The sequence below is a fragment of the Cellulophaga lytica DSM 7489 genome, assembly GCF_000190595.1.
GTDB classification, from domain to species: domain Bacteria; phylum Bacteroidota; class Bacteroidia; order Flavobacteriales; family Flavobacteriaceae; genus Cellulophaga; species Cellulophaga lytica.
This window is the reverse complement of sequence record NC_015167.1, coordinates 70,060-88,505: the sequence shown is the minus strand read 5'-3', so window position 1 is coordinate 88,505 and position 18,446 is coordinate 70,060. Positions and strand designations below refer to the sequence as shown.

Annotated in this window: 11 protein-coding genes; 1 reads left to right on the top strand and 10 read right to left on the bottom strand. The window is 32.4% G+C overall.

Going from position 1 to position 18,446, the window contains the following annotated elements; translation table 11 throughout:
• Positions 1–7: 7 nt before the first annotated feature.
• On the bottom strand, positions 8–1,042 hold the full coding sequence (locus CELLY_RS00435) for a COX15/CtaA family protein (protein ID WP_013619672.1): 1,035 nt from the start codon (positions 1,040–1,042) through the stop codon (positions 8–10).
• A gap of 296 nt (positions 1,043–1,338) precedes the next feature.
• Between CELLY_RS00435 and CELLY_RS00430 the strand changes: the two genes are divergently transcribed.
• A complete protein-coding gene (locus CELLY_RS00430; RefSeq protein WP_013619671.1) occupies positions 1,339–1,917 on the top strand; it encodes a TetR/AcrR family transcriptional regulator in 579 nt (192 codons plus the stop codon).
• Positions 1,918–1,993: 76 nt separating this feature from the next.
• On the opposite strand, the gene CELLY_RS00425 is transcribed toward CELLY_RS00430, so the two are convergent.
• The 9 genes from CELLY_RS00425 to CELLY_RS00385 form a co-directional block, all read right to left on the bottom strand.
• Positions 1,994–3,937: an OmpA family protein gene (locus CELLY_RS00425; protein WP_013619670.1), complete on the bottom strand. Its 1,944-nt coding sequence runs from the start codon at positions 3,935–3,937 to the stop codon at positions 1,994–1,996.
• 12 nt (positions 3,938–3,949) lie between these two features.
• Positions 3,950–4,891 (bottom strand): PorP/SprF family type IX secretion system membrane protein, encoded by a 942-nt coding sequence (locus CELLY_RS00420; RefSeq protein ID WP_013619669.1) that lies wholly within the window; start codon positions 4,889–4,891, stop codon positions 3,950–3,952.
• Positions 4,892–4,928: 37 nt separating this feature from the next.
• A complete protein-coding gene (locus CELLY_RS16840) occupies positions 4,929–11,597 on the bottom strand; it encodes an Ig-like domain-containing protein (RefSeq protein ID WP_244847025.1) in 6,669 nt (2,222 codons plus the stop codon).
• Positions 11,598–12,038: 441 nt separating this feature from the next.
• Positions 12,039–13,454: a CCA tRNA nucleotidyltransferase gene (locus CELLY_RS00410; protein ID WP_013619667.1), complete on the bottom strand. Its 1,416-nt coding sequence runs from the start codon at positions 13,452–13,454 to the stop codon at positions 12,039–12,041.
• Positions 13,455–13,456: 2 nt separating this feature from the next.
• Positions 13,457–14,047 (bottom strand): L-threonylcarbamoyladenylate synthase, encoded by a 591-nt coding sequence (locus CELLY_RS00405; RefSeq protein WP_013619666.1) that lies wholly within the window; start codon positions 14,045–14,047, stop codon positions 13,457–13,459.
• Positions 14,031–15,857 carry a CDP-glycerol glycerophosphotransferase family protein gene (locus CELLY_RS17305; RefSeq protein ID WP_013619665.1) on the bottom strand — a complete coding sequence of 609 codons (1,827 nt, stop codon included), beginning with the start codon at positions 15,855–15,857 and terminating at the stop codon, positions 14,031–14,033. Before CELLY_RS17305 ends, CELLY_RS00405 begins: the two co-directional genes overlap by 17 nt.
• Positions 15,854–16,540: a phosphocholine cytidylyltransferase family protein gene (locus CELLY_RS00395; protein ID WP_013619664.1), complete on the bottom strand. Its 687-nt coding sequence runs from the start codon at positions 16,538–16,540 to the stop codon at positions 15,854–15,856. The genes CELLY_RS17305 and CELLY_RS00395 overlap by 4 nt, the downstream gene beginning before the upstream one ends.
• A gap of 132 nt (positions 16,541–16,672) precedes the next feature.
• A complete protein-coding gene (locus CELLY_RS00390) occupies positions 16,673–17,509 on the bottom strand; it encodes a glycosyltransferase family A protein (RefSeq protein ID WP_013619663.1) in 837 nt (278 codons plus the stop codon).
• 40 nt (positions 17,510–17,549) lie between these two features.
• Positions 17,550–18,407: an ATP-grasp fold amidoligase family protein gene (locus CELLY_RS00385; RefSeq protein ID WP_013619662.1), complete on the bottom strand. Its 858-nt coding sequence runs from the start codon at positions 18,405–18,407 to the stop codon at positions 17,550–17,552.
• Positions 18,408–18,446: the final 39 nt, after the last annotated feature.

The window sequence follows — 18,446 nt, the reverse complement described above, 5'->3', positions numbered from 1 at the left end:
TGCAAAGTTACAAAGTTTTATCTCTTTTAGTTGTATTTACTAGTTCTAATACCATATAAAATTGAACTCCAAACAGTAGAGAAGCTAAAACCAGGTGAAGTGTTTGGCTACCAAACGGAAAATGAACATAATTCATTGCTACACCAGTAACAATCTCTAACAATAACAGTGTTAGAACCCATTTTATTTTAGTTAATCCTAATTTTAATTTTTGTATTCTAAAAAATAAATATGCGTTTAATAAGAGAACAAGAATAGAAAATGACCTATGTATATAAAAAGTAACTGTAACATTTTTTAACCACAGGTGTTTTGCTGTTTCGCCAACAATATCTGCTTGGTCATCTACCATTTGCCTAACTTGTGTGCCTAAAACTATTTGTAGTAAAGTTAATACCAGGGCAACAATAATTAGCTGTTTTGTTTTTTTGTCTTTGGCTATTACAATTGATGTTTCTTTTACGGAATATATTAAATACAATAACATGGCAACAATTGCTAAAGCCATTACCATATGTACCGTAATTTTTACAGGGTTTAAAACAGAATAGACTACTGTGGCACCCAACCAAGCCTGAAAAACCATAGCAAATACTATTGCCCAAGAAAGTATGGTAACTGTTTTTCTTGTTTTCCAGTATTTTAATGATAAAATAGCTAAAACTAGTGTTGCTAAGCCTGCTAAAGCACCAAAAAGTCTATTAATATACTCTATCCAAGTATGTGTAGCATTAAAGGTTGCATAATCATGTTTAGTGTAAGTTTCCCAATTTGCAGTATTAAATTGTGCAGTAGAGGTAAAGTCTTTAGCAGCAATTTGCAATGTTTTATCTACTATAATTACTTCTCCTTTTTTAAAGAAAGAAAAAGGTTGCCATTGCAGTTCTGTAATATTGGTTGGTGGTATATATTGTCCAAAGCATTTTGGCCAATCTGGACATCCCATTCCACTACCTGTCATTCTAACTACTGCACCAGCAATAATAACTAAGTAAACTAGTATTAAAGATAATTTAGCTGTTTTTATAAATGTTTTTTGCATTTTTTTGGAAGTCTATAATGTACTGCAAAAATACGCCTCTTTTGGTTTTAAATAAAGTTTAAATAACTAATAAAATCATCTATTTACAGGTATTAGTAAATATATTCATTATTAATTTTTATTCACTATTAGGTTATTCACTGTATTTATTATAATAATAAAAATGATTTTTAAAAGCTTTTTTTTAACACAACTAAACTTGTATAGTTAACGTTTGTTCATATATTTGACCTATGATATAATATTGTAATTATTGTTACAAAATAATTATCCCCCATATTAACAACCTATTTACTATGAAAAAATTAACCAAAAAAGAATTATTTTTTGAAAAGACACTTAAGTTAATAAGTGAAAAAGGCTTTAAGGCCACAACAATGCGAGACATTGCACACGAGTTGAATTTTGAAGTAGCAAATGTTTACAACTATATAGATTCTAAAGAAGCGTTATTAGAAGATTATTTGTTTAGTACCTTAGAAGAATTTGTTGTCTATTTGGATAATATTATGAATTCTTCGTACTCTCCGGTAGAAAAATTAAAGTTTGTAATTTCTAAGCACGTTCAGTATACACTTAACAAGCCATATGAGGTTTCTCTTTTTGTATATGAATGGCGTAATTTAAAAGGAGAGAAATTAGAAGAGTTTAAATTAAAAAGAAGCGGTTATATAAGTACTGTAAGTAATATAATTGATGAAGGTATCTCTGAAGGTTCTCTTCGTAAAATGGATGGTGAATTTGCAACTTTTATGGTAATATCTTCTATGCGTTGGTTGTTTAGTATGATTACCAATGATGATATAAAAGTAAACCCAATAGAGATAGAGAAGCAGTTAACAGACTTTATTTTTAAAGGGATAGAAAATAAGTAAATAGTTTATTATTTATGTAACAAAAAAGAGGAAGCTAAAGCTTCCTCTTTTTTGTTTTTATAGGATGTTTTATTGTTTAGTTTTGTACTACAATAAACTCAGATCTTCTGTTTTTTTGGTGTTCTTCTTCAGAGCATTTGCTGTTAGAGTCACAATTGTTTGTAAGCTCTGACTCACCAAATCCTTTACCAGAAACACGCTCAGGAGCAATACCATTATCTAGTAGGTATTTTACAGTTTCCTTAGCTCTTCTGTTAGATAGAGCTAAGTTATACTCATTAGTAGCTCTGGCATCTGTATGTGAACGAACCTCAATAACCACCTCTGGGTATTCTTTAAGGTATGCAAACACTTGTTGCATAGTAATTTGTCCGTCAATTCTAATAAATGATTTATCAAGGTCAAAATAAATAGGATCTAGTTTTAAGTACTTTGTTAAGTCAGTACCAATAGGCGCAGCTCTTTTAATAGGATTTAATTTTACAATAACAGGTTTTAATTCTTTATTGCGTTCCATAGTAAAGGAGGTAGTACCTTGCTCAAACTCTATTTTTTCTCCGAGTAGGGTATAGGTATCATCCCAACAAATATCATTTAGTGTAAAGTTTCCTTTGGTGTCTGTTTTAGTTTCAAAAACCAAGGTATTCTCTTTGTCTTTTACTTGGATCGCAGCATCAGCAATACTAGCCCCCGTTTTAAGATTAACAGCAGTACCTGTAATGGTATTGTAGCAATTAAGATTTAGCTCTTTGGTTTGTATAAAGCTATAAATATCATCATACCCTTTACCACCATCACGGTTAGAGGCAAAGAATCCTTTTTGAGTGTCTTCATCAAAAATCAAAGAGAAATCATCTTGTTTACTGTTTACTGGTTTTCCAACATTTAAGATGTAAGAGTCGTTAAAATTGTCAGTTACTTGTGTTGCAAAAATATCTAAACCGCCTAAACCGGGATGCCCATCAGAGGCAAAATACAAGATGTTGTTTTTAGAAACAAAAGGAAATGTTTCTCTAGATTCTGTGTTAATTTTATTGCCAAGATTACGAGGAGCAGAAAAAGTACCATCAGCAATAATATCTACCACAAACAAATCAGACATTCCTCTAGTGCCAGGCATATCAGATGCAAAGTATAGTTTAGTTTCATCAGGCGATAGGGCAGGGTGTGCTACAGAAAAATCATCACCATTAAAAGGCAATTCTGTAACTTTTTTCCACTCATCATTTACCTTAGTAGCTCTATATAATTTAAGTCTACTAACCCCATCTTTATCACGTGCAAATCTCCCGTTATCAGAATTATTTCTGGTAAAATACATGGTATTGCCATCTTTAGTAAAAATAGCAGAAGATTCATGTGTTTTTTTATTTAGTTTGCGGTCTAGTTTACCAGCGTTAATAGGTGTGCCTTCTTCATTAAACTGAGCAGCATACAGGTTTAAAAATGGCTGGTTATTCCACTCGTTAATAGTTCTACGCACAGTTCCTGTATCTCTAGCAGAAGAGAAAACAAGTTTGTCATTGTAATAAGCAGGAGAGAATTCAGATACACTAGAATTTATTTCTAAGTTTTTAATATTGTACCGTCCCGAGTTTTTTTCAATTACTTTTAGGTAGTCTGTATTATTTTCAAATAAAGACGCTCTAGAGTCGTACTGTTTTATATCATCAAACTTACGCATCCAAGTATCAGATTTTTCATATTCTCCAATAGACTTTAGTGATAATGCGTATTTATAGACCTCTTCAGGGTCAACGTTAGCACCTTCTAGGTTAACCAACATCTCATACCATTTTGCGGCATTTTCATACCTAGCATTAAGGTAGTTAGAGTTGGCTAATTTTCTATAAATAGTTTCAGATGTATATCCTAAGTCAATAAGTCTTTCATAAACATCAATAGCTTCAGCGTATTGGTAACTTTCAAACTTATCATCGGCCTTTTTCTCTTTTTTGGTTTGTGCGTTTGTAAAAGCACAACAAAACAAAAAGGCAAGTGTTATGTATTTAAATTTCATTTGTTTTGTTTTTTAGAAGAATCTAGGCGTAATTACTTTTTTGTATCTTGATCTTAGCTCGTACCTTAAAAAAACCTCAAAAGAACCATCATTAAACGAGGTATTTCCAAGATCAGTAGTTTCTTTATCATAGGCTAAACCAAGCATTAATTGGTCACTAAGCTGAAACCCAACAAGAGCACTAAGAGCAGCATCCCAACGGTATGCGGCACCAAAGCTAAATTTATCTCTAAGTAAAAAAGTAGCTGACAAATCGGCTTGTATAGGAGCACCTTTAACAGCTTTAATAAGTGCGGCAGGTTTAAGTTTTAAATCTCTGTTAAGTTCAAAAACATAGCCTGTAATTAAATACAAGTTCATACGTTCTACGGCAAGAAAAGAACTGTTTTGTCCTTGAGAATCATCAAAGTGTTTTGTTTCTAAAAAGTTAGGGACAGAAAAACCAGCGTAGAATTTATCAGTATGGTAATAGATACCAGCGCCAAAGTTAGGGGAGAATTTTTTCTCGATATCATCATACCCTGCCGGAGTAGACTCTTGTCTGTAATTGGCCAGTTTAGAAAAATCTAGATTTAAAAAATGTCCCCCAGCTTTAAGTCCAAAGGATAGTTTTCCTTGTTCACTAGTAGGAACTGTATAAGAAAAAGCAGCATCTATATAGGTATCTTGATTTGTTCCGTTACCAATTTCATCGTGAACCACAGACAATCCCAGACCAACTCTTCTAGAAACAGGAGTGTTAAAGTTAAGCGTTTGTGTTGTAGGGGCACCATCTAGGCCTACCCATTGAGATCTGTGCAAAGCAGCAATACTAAATACGCCTCTAGAACCAGCATAAGCAGGGTTAATGGCAATGGTGTTATACATATATTGAGTGTATTGTGCATCTTGCTGAGCAGAAATGTTCTGCAGGGCAAGAAGGACAAAAACAATACTTAGAAGTAATTTTTTCATAATTTATGATTTATGCGTTTAATGGTTGTGTTTAAAGTTATCTATTTAGATATAAATATCCGGCTTTAGATTTATTTTGACCGTTATTATTGTAATTAATAATGTAGTAGTAAACACCAGCAGGAAGTTCTTCATTTTTATTAATAACAACTCTACCGTTAGATATTCCTTTAAAAACATTAGAACCACGATCATATCCTTTAGTTTCAAAAACAATTACGCCCCATCTGTTGTAGATTTGTACGGTATTGTTAGGGAACTGTTCAATATTAATAATTCTAAAGTATCCATCATCTACACCAGGCCCCACAAGGTCGTTGTAAATAGAGATGTCACAAGCAGAACCAGTTGGAGGTGTACCACCAATATTATCACAAGGATCAAGAGGATCAGTTTCATCATCTACTTCTTTACCATCAAGAATTAAATCACCATCAGAATCAGAATTAAAAGGATCTGTACCTAAAGCCGCTTCTTGTGCATTAGTTAAACCATCCATATCACAATCACTAGTGTCAAGAGGCGTACCACCGTTAGAGTCACAGTCATCAAGCGGGTTGGTATTATCAGTAACTTCTTGTCCGTCTAAAATAGAATCCCCATCAGTATCAGGGTTATTAGGATCTGTACCTAAAGCCGCTTCTTCATTATCAGATAATCCATCATTATCAGAATCAATAGAAAGTACAACTGTACCAGTACCAATATTTCCAGCAGAATCTGTAGCTATTATTTCTATGGTGTCTTCATCTTCTAATATTGGAAATGTACCATTATCTGGTATTGCTGTAGCCGTATCAATGCTCCAATTTCCTGTAGAATCTGTTGTTACTGAATATGAAACATCAATTACACCATCACCATCTGTATCTAAATCAATTAATAGAAGTTCATTAGAATTTCCTTGACCTGTTAATAAAGGAGAAGTTGTATTAGCTGTAAAGCTATCTACTATAGGATCAGTAGAATCAATAGTAGCCGAATCAGCAGCACTATTAGGGCCAACGTTCCCAGCAACATCTGTAATATTAGCAGTTACATTAATAGAGTTACCATCACCAGGATTAGCAATTATAACATTAATAGTACCATTAGTAATATCTGTAGCATTAAGAACAATGTCTTGAGAGTTTCCATTACCATCAGTAATAGTTACAGTATCACCTGCCACGGCATCAGCCGGAAGAGTAATAGTAGCATCAATATCACCCACTAATTCATCTTGAGAAATTAAACCGTCATTGTTAGTGTCTTCAGTAATAGTTACTGTAGGTGCAGTAGGAGGAGTTGTATCAATAGTAGCCGAATCAGCAGTGCTATTAGGGCCAACGTTCCCAGCAACATCTGTAATATTAGCAGTTACATTAATAGAGTTACCATCACCAGGATTAGCAATTACAACATTAATAGTACCATTAGTTATATCTGTAGCATTAAGAACAATGTCTTGAGAGTTTCCATTACCATCAGTAATAGTTACAGTATCACCTGCCACAGCATCAGCCGGAAGAGTAATAGTAGCATCAATATCACCCACTAATTCATCTTGAGAAATTAAACCGTCATTATTAGTATCTTCAGTAATAGCTACCGTAGGCGCAGTAGGAGGAGTTGTATCAATAGTAGCCGAATCAGCAGTGCTATTAGGGCCAACGTTCCCAGCAACATCTGTAATATTAGCAGTTACATTAATAGAGTTACCATCACCAGGATTAGCAATTATAACATTAATAGTACCATTAGTAATATCTGTAGCATTAAGAACAATGTCTTGAGAGTTTCCATTACCATCAGTAATAGTTACAGTATCACCTACCACAGCATCAGCCGGAAGAGTAATAGTAGCATCAATATCACCCACTAATTCATCTTGAGAAATTAAACCGTCATTATTAGTATCTTCAGTAATAGCTACCGTAGGCGCAGTAGGAGGAGTTGTATCAATAGTAGCCGAATCAGCAGTGCTATTAGGGCCAACGTTCCCAGCAACATCTGTAATATTAGCAGTTACATTAATAGAGTTACCATCACCAGGATTAGCAATTATAACATTAATAGTACCATTAGTAATATCTGTAGCATTAAGAACAATGTCTTGAGAGTTTCCATTACCATCAGTAATAGTTACAGTATCACCTGCCACGGCATCAGCCGGAAGAGTAATAGTAGCATCAATATCACCCACTAATTCATCTTGAGAAATTAAACCGTCATTATTAGTATCTTCAGTAATAGCTACCGTAGGCGCAGTAGGAGGAGTTGTATCAATAGTAGCCGAATCAGCAGTGCTATTAGGGCCAACGTTCCCAGCAACATCTGTAATATTAGCAGTTACATTAATAGAGTTACCATCACCAGGATTAGCAATTATAACATTAATAGTACCATTAGTAATATCTGTAGCATTAAGAACAATGTCTTGAGAGTTTCCATTACCATCAGTAATAGTTACAGTATCACCTACCACAGCATCAGCCGGAAGAGTAATAGTAGCATCAATATCACCCACTAATTCATCTTGAGAAATTAAACCGTCATTATTAGTATCTTCAGTAATAGCTACCGTAGGCGCAGTAGGAGGAGTTGTATCAATAGTAGCCGAATCAGCAGTGCTATTAGGGCCAACGTTCCCAGCAACATCTGTAATATTAGCAGTTACATTAATAGAGTTACCATCACCAGGATTAGCAATTATAACATTAATAGTACCATTAGTAATATCTGTAGCATTAAGAACAATGTCTTGAGAGTTTCCATTACCATCAGTAATAGTTACAGTATCACCTGCCACGGCATCAGCCGGAAGAGTAATAGTAGCATCAATATCACCCACTAATTCATCTTGAGAAATTAAACCGTCATTGTTAGTATCTTCAGTAATAGCTACTGTAGGCGCAGTAGGATCTGTAGTATCAATAATTAATTCTAAAGTAGTAGCATCATTAGTGCTATTCCCAGCCGCATCAGTACTAGTAACCTGTACTTCATTAGTGCCATTAACATTAGGGCTAAAAGTTCCACTATCTGGAGTAGCTGTTTGAGTATCAATAGTCCAGCCACCAGAAGCGTTAGCAGTAGTAGTGTATGTAGCACCACCCACAACAACAGTAATAGTAGAGTTAGGTTCAGCCGTACCTGTAAGAACAGGTGTAGTATCATTAGTAACTAGACTATCAACCGTAGGAGTTGTAGGGTCTGTGGTATCAATAGTTAATTCTAAAGTAGTAGCATCATTAGTGCTATTCCCAGCCGCATCAGTACTAGTAACCTGTACTTCATTAGTACCATTAACATTAGGGCTAAAAGTTCCGCTATCTGGAGTAGCTGTTTGAGTATCAATAGTCCAGTCACCAGAAGCGTTAGCAGTAGTAGTATATGTAGCACCACCCACAACAACAGTAATAGTAGAGTTAGGTTCAGCCGTACCTGTAAGAACAGGTGTAGTATCATTAGTAACTTGACTATCAACCGTAGGAGTTGTAGGGTCTGTAGTATCAATAGTTAATTCTAAAGTAGTAGCATCATTAGTGCTATTCCCAGCCGCATCAGTACTAGTAACCTGTACTTCATTAGTACCATTAACATTAGGGCTAAAAGTTCCACTATTTGGAGTAGCTGTTTGAGTATCAATAGTCCAATCACCAGAAGCGTTAGCAGTAGTAGTATATGTAGCACCACCCACAACAACAGTAATAGTAGAGTTAGGTTCAGCTGTACCTGTAAGAACAGGCGTAGTATCATTAGTAACTTGACTATCAACCGTAGGAGCTGTAGGATCAGTAGTATCAATAGTTAATTCTAAAGTAGTAGCATCATTAGTGCTATTCCCAGCCGCATCAGTACTAGTAACCTGTACTTCATTAGTACCATTAACATTAGGGCTAAAAGTTCCGCTATCTGGAGTAGCTGTTTGAGTATCAATAGTCCAGTCACCAGAAGCGTTAGCAGTAGTAGTATATGTAGCACCACCCACAACAACAGTAATAGTAGAGTTAGGTTCAGCCGTACCTGTAAGAACAGGTGTAGTATCATTAGTAACTTGACTATCAACCGTAGGAGTTGTAGGGTCTGTAGTATCAATAGTTAATTCTAAAGTAGTAGCATCATTAGTGCTATTCCCAGCCGCATCAGTACTAGTAACCTGTACTTCATTAGTGCCATTAACATTAGGGCTAAAAGTTCCACTATCTGGAGTAGCTGTTTGAGTATCAATAGTCCAGTCACCAGAAGCGTTAGCAGTAGTGGTATATGTAGCACCACCCACAACAACAGTAATAGTAGAGTTAGGTTCAGCCGTACCTGTAAGAACAGGCGTAGTATCATTAGTAACTTGACTATCAACCGTAGGAGTTGTAGGGTCTGTGGTATCAATAGTTAATTCTAAAGTAGTAGCATCATTAGTGCTATTCCCAGCCGCATCAGTACTAGTAACCTGTACTTCATTAGTACCATTAACATTAGGGCTAAAAGTTCCGCTATCTGGAGTAGCTGTTTGAGTATCAATAGTCCAGTCACCAGAAGCGTTAGCAGTAGTAGTATATGTAGCACCACCCACAACAACAGTAATAGTAGAGTTAGGTTCAGCCGTACCTGTAAGAACAGGTGTAGTATCATTAGTAACTAGACTATCAACCGTAGGCGCAGTAGGAGGAGTTGTATCATTATTATATGGATCTGTTCCATTAGTAATTTCTGTTCCATTATCTATTCCATCACCATCACAATCAGCATTATCCCAATTACTGTCTGTATTTGCACTTACTTGATTAACGCTAAATATACAAGGGTCTAAAGGGTTAGAATCTGTAGTGTCAGGATCACCATCACCATCATCATCTAAATTTTCAATTGTAATAGTTTCACTCATATCATCAGTAGAAGCGTTAGAGTCAATTTGGTCTTGGGTATTATCTACTGTATTTGTTACATCTATACTTGTCGTAGGAGCAACAACATCATCTGCAGTTGCAATTATAGTTAAATTTTGTTTTTCTCCTTTAACCATAGTACCTATAGTCCAATTAGGAGAAGACCAAGTGCCTTTACTAGGAGATACACTAAAAAGGGTTAGGCCCGTAGGTAATATATCTTCAATTACTAAATTTGTTACATCATCAACTCCAAGGCTTTCAACTGTAATAGTAAAAGTTATATTTTCTCCTTCAGAAATTGTGCTCTTATCAGCAGTTTTTTCAACAAGTATATCTGGCTGACAATAAAACACTTGAATTACATTTGAATTATAATCACATCCACTTTTAGAAACATTTACATAATGCTCTCCTATTTGTGTTGGTGTATAGTTACTTGTTACGGCACCAGGTATAGCAACGCCATCTCTATACCATTGATAAGAATCAAAAGTTTCGGTAAGTGAAATTGTACTTCCTAAACAACCAGAACCTGTAATTGTATAGTCTACAACTGGTACGGTATCGAATCCTGAGAAATAACCTCCAATACCTAATGAACCACTTAATCCAATAACACCAACAGCTATTGAACCAGAGGACTGTACAGATACATTACCAGTTAGGTTAGGTATATAAAAACTTTTCCAAGCTAAACCATTTGCCATTTGGGCTGCAGGTAAAGTTACAGTGCCGCTACCATCTGTTACAATAATGTTAGCGTCTGGTGTACTATTTGAAGCTAGTATAGTTAAACCTGCATTAGATAAATTAATTCCAACTAAATCTTCAATATTTCCTATATTATTTAAATTATCTGGAAGTAAACAGTTTACAGGAGCAATAAAATTCATTCCTGTTGTTGCTGCAGAAGAATTACCAGCTAAACACTGGTAAGCATATACATTTTTAGATGTTGTTACTGTCATATTACTACCAGGAGAACTACCAGTATAATTTGCTCCAGGGATAATAAAATATTCGCCATTGTTTATAGTTGCAATAGGAGTTGAAGAACCATTAATGAAAATATCAGTTCCATTAGCAGTACCTATTATAACAGGAAATTCTAATGCGTTACTACCATTACCTCTAATAAAAACATATTCTCTGCCTATTATATCAATAGGTACTGGCTGGTCTATACCAGCATCCTGAAGGTCTGAGCCAGCAACAACTCCAACTAAAATATTTCCGTTACTAATAGCTATATCTTTATCAGCTGTTATGTCAGCTCCTACCCATCCATATCTATTTGCATCTCCATTATTACCAACAGACTCTAATACGTATGTTTCTCCTTTATCTAATGTAATAGTTATAATATCATCAGTTAAGCCAACCGCATTAGTTCCTTGTCTAAAAACACAATTGGGGTCATAATCTGATACGACTACAGTTGTATTATCTTCTGTAGCCATTATGCCTAATGTTGCATTGTATATATTTCTGTCGTGTAAAAAAGGAATACCACCCCATTTAAAATGTGTACCTAGAGCAGCTCTACCCTTAGAAGTTAAAGAAGCACCTTGTGCACCATTTCTACCTCTGTAGTTTACATAAAATTTTTCTCCAGAAGCAGATTCAAATCGAAGTCCAGCAGTAGAGAGTATGACTCCTACATCAGCATCTGGTAACATTGTTATACCATTATCATTATTAGCTAATGTATAAGTATATGGCAGTGCATTGGATACAGATACTGTACTTACAGGTGTTACAGATGTGCCAATATATATATTTACATCAAAAGCAGTTGTTTCTGGTGTAGATAGATATATTGCTTGATTGCTCATATGATTACCTGTTTGAGTTAGAGGAGGTAGATAGTGCAAATCACTTAACTGAGCAAAACTTGTTGTAATGAATAATAGACAGAAAAAGTTTAATATGATTTTTTTTTTGACATTAAACTTTGAAAAAATCATTGAATGGAAATTTTTCATTTAAAGGGGGTTAATGGTTACGTTTAATTTTAAAAAGTGCTTCGTTTTTTATTGATAGGAAAAAAACTAAGTGTAATGTTTTTATAAATGAGAAAACACTTCTTTTAACCTGTTTTATTCAAATATACCTATGAATAAATGGTTAAATAATTATATGTTGTCTAACACGAAGAAAGTGTAGATGAATGGTAGAAAAGTGTATGTGAAGGAAAACATAAAAAAATGTATGTTTATGTTTTTATGAACTTTTGTAGGTATTGTAAAAATTGATGAAGAGAAAAATATTGGTAGTTATAAACCTAGTTCTTTACCTTTTTTAAGCATAAAATTATATGCTTCATTATAGTCATTAGGAATTGTACCATCTAAAATAGCTTCTTTGATAGCTTCTTTTAAAATTCCAATTTCTTTAGATGGTTTTAAATTAAAGGTTTTCATAATTTCTTCTCCAGTAACTGGAGGCTGAAAATTACGAATTTGATCTCTTTCTTCTACTTCAACAATTTTTTGTCTAACTAGTTTAAAATTGTTGCGGTATTTACGTTGTTTTTTTGTGTTTTTTGTAGTGATATCTGCTTCACATAAAATCATTAGGTCTTCTATGTTTTCACCAGCATCAAAAATTAAACGTCTCACAGCAGAATCGGTTACAAAATCTTCAGAAAGTACAATAGGTCTAGAACTCATTAGTACCATTTTTTGTACATATTTCATTTTATCATTTAACGGCATACGTAATCGTTTAAACAATTTGTATACCATTTTAGAACCAATAAATTCGTGACCTCTAAATGTCCAGCCCTTTTTTTTATGAAACTTTTTTGTTGGTGCTTTACCAATGTCATGTAGTAATGCAGCCCAACGCAACCATAAATTATCTGTATTTTCAGAGATATTATCTACTACCTCTAAAGTGTGCCAAAAATTGTCTTTATGTTTATGACCTTCAATTTCTTCAATACCTTGTAGAGCACTTAACTCTGGTAAAATAAATGGTAATAATTTTGATTTATGGAGAAGAGCAAAGCCTATAGAAGGTTTTGAACTGTTCATAATTTTATTTAACTCATCAACAATACGCTCTTTAGATATAATATTTATTCTGTCTTTATTTTCCGTAATAGATAAAAACGATTTTTCCTCTATATTAAATTGTAGTTGAGTAGCAAAACGTATTGCTCTCATCATACGCAAAGGGTCATCAGAATAGGTTACGCCTGGTTCTAAAGGAGTTTTAATAATTTTATTGGCAAGATCATTTATTCCATTAAAAGGATCTAATAACTGCCCATATGTGTTTTTGTTTAAAGAAATAGCCATTGCATTAATGGTAAAATCTCTTCTATTTTGATCATCTTCTAGAGAACCATTTTCAACTATAGGTTTTCTACTATCTTCATGGTAACTTTCTTTACGTGCACCAACAAACTCTAGTTCTAAGTCGTTATACTTTAGCATAGCAGTACCAAAGTTTTTAAATACAGATACCTTTGGATTGGTAGGTAATTTAGAGGCTACTTTTTGAGCTAACTCTATACCACTGCCAACAGCAACAACATCTATATCTTTAGGTGTTCCTCTTTTTAATAGAAAATCGCGAACAAAGCCCCCAATAACGTAGGAGGCTACATTAAGTTCTGCAGCTGCTTCTGCTATTACTAAAAAAATTGGGTCTTTAATTGCGTCTTTGTAGTTATCTTGCGTCATTCCTATTTCCGAATCACCTTTACTGTACCATCATTACTTAATTTAATGATTGATGAAGGGGTGACTTTTTGTATGTTACGCTGCAAATTTACGGCATAGTCTACACCTTTTAAAATATCAGAACTTATTTCTTTAAAACTTTTAGCAGTGGGGTCTCCAGAAAGGTTTGCAGAAGTAGAAACTATAGGTTTTTTAAACTTGCTTATTAAGTATTGACAAAATTTATCTGTTGCAACTCTAATAGCCAAGCTTTTATCTTCTGCTATTAAATTTTTGGCAATATTTTTTGGATTGTCATAAACAATTGTTGTTGGTTTGTCTGCAATATCTATGATATCAAAAGCAACTTCAGGAACTTTTTCTACGTGCTTTTCTAACATAAAATCATTTGCAACTAAGCAAATCATTGTTTTAGTATTGGCTCTTTTTTTAAGCTGATATATTTTGTTTACGGCATCTTCATTAGTTGCGTCACAACCAATACCCCACACAGTGTCTGTTGGGTATAAAATAACACCACCATTTTCTAATACAGTAATGCATTTATTTATTTCATCAATAAAATTTTGATCGGGTTTATTTTTGCTCGCCATTATGCAATTGTTGTAGTTTTTTATATCTCTCTTTTGTTGCGTTAGCATAGAGATAACTTATTATAATTCCTTTGTTACCATCTAAAATACCTAATTTAATAATATAATGCTCTAAAAACTTACCTATCGGCTTTATGTAGAGATGATACGGAGTGGCTTTTTTATTTTTATCAAAATCTTCTTGAGCTTTTAATTGCTCATATTTAATTCTTTTTTGTTTATATATGTTGTAGTCAAAATAAGCATAGTGAATTAATTTATTTTTAAGGATAGATGACTTACCGCTAACCTCTAAGGTTTCATGAACAATTCTTTTTGTAGAAAAAGCAACCTTTTCTTTGTTAAATAGCCTGTAGTTTTTATCGTTTTGCCAACCGCAAAAGCGTAATATTTTATTATTAAACATAAATGTTCTGTAAACAAAAAAGGCAGAAATATTTATGTTTTTATTGTTTATAGTTTTTAAAATTTCTTGCTGTAAATCATCAGGGATCCTTTCATCAGCATCAATAAATAAAACCCATTTATTTTGAGCTAGACTAAGAGCATAGGCTTTTTGGTCAGAATAGTTTTTAAATGCTCTTTGAATTAAAGAAACTTTTGGGTGTTTTTTTATAGCTTCAGCTGTTCCGTCTGTACTATACGAGTCTACAATTATAATTTCATCAGCAAATTTTAAATTCTCAATAACAGCGTCTATATTTCTAATTTCGTTGTATGTGATTAATAAGGCACTTAATTTTTCAGACTTGCGACCATTAAAGGTATTTTTTATTGGTTTTCCAAAAATAGAATTAATTTTAAGAGCTCTGTCTATAGGAAGTTTACGCTTGGCAGGCACACCGTTGTTATGAACAAATTTTTTAGCAGCATTTAACATACGCTCTGCAGATTTACCATCTGAGTATGGGTGGTATTCATCTTGAATATATTTTCTTTGACTAGAAAATGGGTCGTTTTCAAGATTAGTGATTATTTTTTCTTGTAGATTATTATAATTTGTAGAATTATCCCAGTATATAGTTTTATTTATGTTTTTATAGGTTATAACAGGTTTATTTAGTAATAAAAACTCATAAATAACAGAAGAAGTATCACTCACCATTAAGTCTGATAACAGTAAATATTTTATAATATTATTGTCTTCTATAAAAATAACGTTCGCATTTTCTTTTGAAATAACCTTGTATGTGTTTATTAAGTCTTTACTCATTAAATCATGAAATTTAATAAGTATTAAATAATTAGTATTTTTAGCTGCAGATTTAATTTCATTTACCAAAAAAGGAGCAGAAGTAAGACTAGGTGAAAAAGTAGGCGCATAAAGAATTATTTTTTTAGCGTTATAACTTTTTAACAATTCACTTTTTTCTGTATCATATTTATTTTTTTCAGAATAGTAGATATCTAATTTAGGCCACCCAGTTTCTACAACTTCAAAGTTTTTATATTTACGCTTAAACTCTAAAAATTTTTTTGTAAAATACGGTCCTTGGGTTAAGTACAAATCAAAATAATGTCTTATTTTAAAATGACCTTTTTTTTCTCCTGCCAAGCCATGAAATATTTGTACTTTAACTCCTTGTATATAATAAGGAACTTCATTTCCTGGTGAAAATATAATATCGCTTTTGTAAAGTTGTAAGTCTACTATTCTAGTGGTGTAATTATCTGTTTTATAAGGGAATTTTTGGGTAAGTTTAGAGTCAATGTACCATAAAAAATCATCTCCTTTTTCAATCAATAAATTCTTAATTGGATTTAGGATTCCAAAGGCATATGCATTTTGACAAAATAAAATTACTTTCATTTATAAAATAAATTGTTGGCATTCACTAAATCTTCTTTAAAATCTACCTCCATACAGTTATGCTTAGAAATATCAACAGCAGATAATGCTATATTGTCTTTTTCAATTGCTAATTCAAGCCCTTTTTCAAAGTAATCATTATCATCACATTCTTCCAGTCTCTTAATGAATGATTGGATATCTTTTTTTGCTATATAATTTATGCCTACAGCTTCACCAAGACCATTTTTTACAGACTTAGAAAGCTCAAAGATAAAATTATCTTTTAATGTATATTTTATTTCTTCGTCTGCAACACTATTAGTATTAACAGCAACAAAAGAATTGTCGGTTTTTATTATAGGTAATAAAGTATTTAAAAGAGTTTCATCAAAAACAACATCACCATTTAACCATAGTACAGATTGATTAGTATTTTTTAGCAATGCTCTTAATAAACTTTTTGATGTGTTTGTACAGTCAAAAAAAGGATTGTAAATATAGTTTAATTCAGGAAACCGTTCCATAATTAAATCTTTTTTAAAACCAACAACAACACTCACGTCATTGATATTAAAAACTTTAGACAGATTCTCTATCTGCATTTGCATGATACTTTTGCCATTATTTAGTTTAGTAAGTGGCTTAGGAAAAGGGTTTCCCAATCTAGATCCTATACCAGCAGCAAGTATTACTATTTTCATTTTAAGTTCTTTAATAATTTAGGGTATTAATGTATTGTTTTAAGTAATAGATGCATAAAACTTAAATAAGTTAGCAACATAAATTATTTTATTTAGATTGTTAAATTTTTTCTGCTTTTTTTCAGAAATAACTTACCTTTTTTGTTTTTTTAAAATTGAAACTAAGTCAAAATGGTCAGATAGTGCTTGCCACTGAGTCTCATTTTTTTTCTTTTTAACATTTTCTTCTTTAAGAGATACTTTTTGACTTCCCATAATTGGTATAGGTAGTTTAGGCTTAAAACTAGATTCTTTAGTTATTGTGTTGTTTAATAAAGACATTCCTTTAAACCATAAGTCATCTGCTTTAGGTGCTAGTTTTAAAAATAAGTTTTTATTAAATATTGTATTGGGCATAGAGTTAGGAGGGTATAATACTCCCCAAGATCCTATAGGTAAGTAAGGGTTATGTAAATTAGTTTCTTCTCGAGTTCTCCACTTAATAAATGGCAAGTAGCTGCCATTTTCATTCATTTTTATTTGGGTAGCTCTATGAGCAATAATGCAATATTTATGCTTTAAATGTTCTTGGTATAGTAATTTTAACCAATTGTTATGATACATTTGGTCATCATCACAAGTTACAATTATAGAAGAAGGGTTTTCTTCTAAAGTGTGTATTAGTTTTCTGTGCGAGCAAGTTAATTTAGAATATTTAATTTGAAATATTTTAGACTCTAACTTAACAAGTTTTTTTGGTAAATTATTTTTTAATGAATCATTTAACCATAAAATTATTTTTTCTGGTAAGACTGTCTGATTTAAAATACTTTTGATAACCAAATCTAAATTATTTAACCTAGTTGGTATAGAAGTTAAAGAGACTATTACAGGGATGCTATCTTTATGCTGTACTAATTTTTTTTGTGATTTTAATCTATACTTGCAAGTATGGTATATAGAATGGGGTAACTCTTTAAATACTTTCATTTATATTTTGGTTAAGTAAGATTATTAGAATAATGTTAATTTAAATTAGTGGAAGCTTAAAGTAATCACCAACAATTTTATTATATTTTTCTGGATAAAATTCTTTTCGAGCATCTGTAGGGTAAAATGTCATTTCTCCAAACACAGATGAACCATTTACTGAGTAAAAATCAACTCTTACAAAAGGAAATCCTTCAGATAGTTTTTTGGACAAATCAATAAGTTCATTAAAATTAGTGGGCTTATTAATTTTATTTGGGTCTTTCTTCTTCCAACCAAATGGCATTTCTTCCCAATTTAAACTGTAAAAATATTTTCCTAAAGTATCAGACTGAGCAATTAAAAATTTTGGTTCACCGTCAAAACAATAAAACTTATAATCTATTAAATCATTAGTTATTTCATCTTGCATAAACTGTTCAATAATTAACCTTGGTTTTACATTTTTATATGCCCATTCCAACCCTCCTCTATAGTATTGGTTTTTGTTTAACCATTTATACATTTTTAAGTTAGCCTTGGTTTTATTCACTTTAGATTTGTCTGTTACAACCAAATTAAAATTACATCCGTGAACACCTTTAATCACAAATTTTTCTGGTAATTTGTCCCAGTCAATTTCTTTTGGAGAATTATAAACTCCTATACAATCATTTAAGTATTGTTTGCCTATCTTTTCTTCTACAAATTCTCTTACAGCGTATTTGTCTACTAATTTTGGTAATAGAGGATTTCTGTAAAATACTTTATACCATGATAATTTTTGATTAAATTCTATTGGGTTGTTATAATCTAATTTTTTACCTGTATAATACTCATAGTAATGCTTAACATAAAATTTTTGAGGCAAAAATTTAAATGTTTTAATGAGTTTTACCCAAAATTTTCTTAATATCATTTTTCTATTTAGTATTGTTTTTCAAAAGTAAAGATTATT